Origin of the sequence: uncultured Photobacterium sp. (genome assembly GCF_947502415.1) — a bacterium.
GTDB lineage: Bacteria > Pseudomonadota > Gammaproteobacteria > Enterobacterales > Vibrionaceae > Photobacterium.
The window spans coordinates 1-2,526 of record NZ_CANMZV010000063.1; the positions used below are offsets into that span (position 1 = coordinate 1).

The window sequence follows — 2,526 nt, forward strand, 5'->3', positions numbered from 1 at the left end:
CCACCCAGAATATAAAATTGGCAATCCTGATGGAGTTGTGGGGAAAAACACCCTACTAGCAATTGATGAAGCTTTAATAAATCTGTGGACTTATGAGTTTAAATTTAGTGATGTTGACGTTATCTATAAGTATAACATCCCACAGGATAAAAGAATCGTAGATCAAAAATCTATTGATATTATAAAGTCGGTTTTCTTTAAAGTCGGCGCTAAAAAAGCTGTGATTACTAGTACCTTAAGAACACCAGAAGAACAAGCAGCAATTATGTATCGGAATGCAAAAATTGACTATCAAGGTCAAATTGATTTATATGGTAGGAATGGTGACAAAGTTTTACATGTTTACCGAGACAACAAAGACGCATCAAATGTAACTGAACTTATGAGCAATAAAATAAAAGACTTACTTCTATCTGGAAGAATGGTCTCAAAGCATTGTACAACAGTGGATATGTATAAGAAACACAACATAATAGACATAGGTATCAACTCAACGCTAAACTTTAACAACAATAAATACGGGTTAATCAACAAAATCACAACCGAATTCAACAACCTTCATAAGCAAGGGAAAATAAAATTTATTGATGAGACAAAAAAATCAAATAAATGCTGGCATATTGAAATAAAAATCTAAGGCTATGTACATGAAAACCATCTTATTTTTAATAGCTCTTCTTAGTAGTTTTTCATCAGTATCAAGTACCCTTTGCCATAAGGAAATGATAACGATTAATTCTACCGACTTAACAAAAAAAATTAACAAGAAATCGTCTGATAGCAATGAAAATATCAATCGAGACTTTTTCATTTATTCAACAGGTGAAATGCTCATACTCAATCAAAAACATTGTCTAATGAGCAACTATGATATTTCTTATTACTATCAATTTGATAGTAATAGAGATGAAGCGTTCAACAAAATTATTGAAATATTAAATAATATTTTAAAACATGAAGACTTAGTGACAAATAAAGAGTTTAATAAGAATCTAAAATTAGCACTTTTAAATAACAAGCTAGATAACAATGACTTCAACCTTTCGAAAAATAAAAACGATGATAATATAGAACACTATTTTCACTTAACCAAACAAGAAGACGACATATATAACTTTAGGCTTTCTTTATATATAGGTATCGGTGGCTTATAAATCAAAAACGATAAAAAGTCTGAGTGATTTATTGAATCACCTCATTCATTATTGCTCAACTTTTTATTTTATTGCCATAACGCCTGCAATAAGGTGTGCCCCGCTGAACCAGCAAAGCGCACTGAACTCCGTACCAAAACCGCCGAGTGTAACGCATCACCTTGATTGCCTTGTTATGTGATAATTTTAAATATATCAACTACTTGTTGTTCGAATACTTTCTTAGCGATTTGATGATTTGATTTAGCTATCGTGACCCATTGCAAACCAGTTTCATCAGAGTGCTGAAAGTCCACTTGCAACTCATACTTTCTTACTATTGAAAGCCCAGCCAACATACCAACAATTAGTGATATTAGTCCTGCAAATTGCCCTATGGAGTCTGGGCATATTACCCATGCGATACTTGATACTAATAAACCTACAATGAGAATTTTTAACACGTGGTCTTTAAAAGTGTTAACTTTGACCCTAGCTCCTTTGATTTTTGACATTGGGTATTCGTCAGTTTTGAATTTGAGGAACTTACCTCCGATTTGGAAATCGTTAGAAGTAATCATGATTCATCTCCTTGTGCTACGTACCAATGAGCAGTCTAAATACTTAGAAAGTTAAAAAGTTAAAAAGTTAAAAAGTTAAATCAATATGCCATAGATGCCACATAAGGACATATCACATAACGCCTGCAATAAGGTGCCCCGCACTGAACCAACAAAGCACACCGAACTCCATACCAAAACCGCCGAGTGTAACGGGTCACCTTGATTGCCTTGTTATGTTTAAGGCAACTGTGTTTTGTATGCCTCCGCAAATGCTACAGTTGCATTTTGAACCTCTTCAGGTACCGTAAGTGGTAAACTGTTTTGTTGGCAAAAAACAATAAATGATGCGTACCAATCAGTACCCGCTGTATCTTTTACCGACACAATTCTAGTCACGGATTGCCCTTGATTAGCCAAACGTAACTCAACATCAACTACCAAATCGCTCATTATTCTTACCTTAAATGCTCATCAACTTGTGTATGTATATCTGCAAACTCACTAAGCGTCATTTCTGAGGGCATACATACATGGTATACACCTTGCCCTACCCTAGTTAAGATCAATTGATCCCATTTTTTACTAAAATATGTTCGAACTGTGCTTTCTTTCCAACCGACAGTATTCGCAACATCTACAAGAGAGATTGTAGAGTCAATATTCTGATGAAAAAAATTATAAGCCGCTTGTACTTGCTGATAATTAACTGTAGCCATTTCCTTCTCCTAATATCAGATCAACACCTTATAGATCCAGGGCAAGATTACGAAGCCCCTTGCCCCGTAAGGACTTGTGACAGGTAAACATTATTTCTACCTGCTCGTTTTTGT

At 34.6% G+C, this 2,526-nt stretch carries 4 protein-coding genes and 1 pseudogene; 2 read left to right on the forward strand and 3 right to left on the reverse strand.

Features of this window, described 5'->3' with window-relative positions; translation table 11 throughout:
- Positions 1–637: pseudogene (locus tag Q0852_RS23370) on the forward strand (hypothetical protein); the annotation flags it as partial.
- 10 nt (positions 638–647) lie between these two features.
- The gene (locus tag Q0852_RS23375; RefSeq protein ID WP_299022778.1) at positions 648–1,154 is read left to right on the forward strand and encodes a hypothetical protein; all 507 of its coding nucleotides are present in this window, start codon (positions 648–650) and stop codon (positions 1,152–1,154) included.
- Between the two features lie 173 nt (positions 1,155–1,327).
- Here Q0852_RS23375 and Q0852_RS23380 read toward each other — a convergent pair whose 3' ends face one another.
- From Q0852_RS23380 to Q0852_RS23390, 3 genes are all read right to left on the reverse strand, one after another.
- Complete coding sequence (locus Q0852_RS23380) at positions 1,328–1,714, reverse strand: hypothetical protein (protein ID WP_299022781.1); 387 nt, start codon at positions 1,712–1,714, stop codon at positions 1,328–1,330.
- Between the two features lie 219 nt (positions 1,715–1,933).
- Positions 1,934–2,146, reverse strand: coding sequence for a hypothetical protein (locus Q0852_RS23385; RefSeq protein ID WP_299022783.1), 213 nt, complete (start codon positions 2,144–2,146; stop codon positions 1,934–1,936).
- Between the two features lie 5 nt (positions 2,147–2,151).
- Positions 2,152–2,412 (reverse strand): hypothetical protein, encoded by a 261-nt coding sequence (locus Q0852_RS23390; protein ID WP_299022785.1) that lies wholly within the window; start codon positions 2,410–2,412, stop codon positions 2,152–2,154.
- Between the last annotated feature and the right edge of the window lie 114 nt (positions 2,413–2,526).

Bases quoted from the DNA above. Each gene is read 5' to 3' on its own strand.
- Q0852_RS23375 (WP_299022778.1), top strand. From the start codon at position 648: ATGAAAACCATCTTATTTTTAATAGCTCTTCTTAGTAGTTTTTCATCA.
- Q0852_RS23380 (WP_299022781.1), bottom strand. From the start codon at position 1,714: ATGATTACTTCTAACGATTTCCAAATCGGAGGTAAGTTCCTCAAATTC.
- Q0852_RS23385 (WP_299022783.1), bottom strand. From the start codon at position 2,146: ATGAGCGATTTGGTAGTTGATGTTGAGTTACGTTTGGCTAATCAAGGG.
- Q0852_RS23390 (WP_299022785.1), bottom strand. From the start codon at position 2,412: ATGGCTACAGTTAATTATCAGCAAGTACAAGCGGCTTATAATTTTTTT.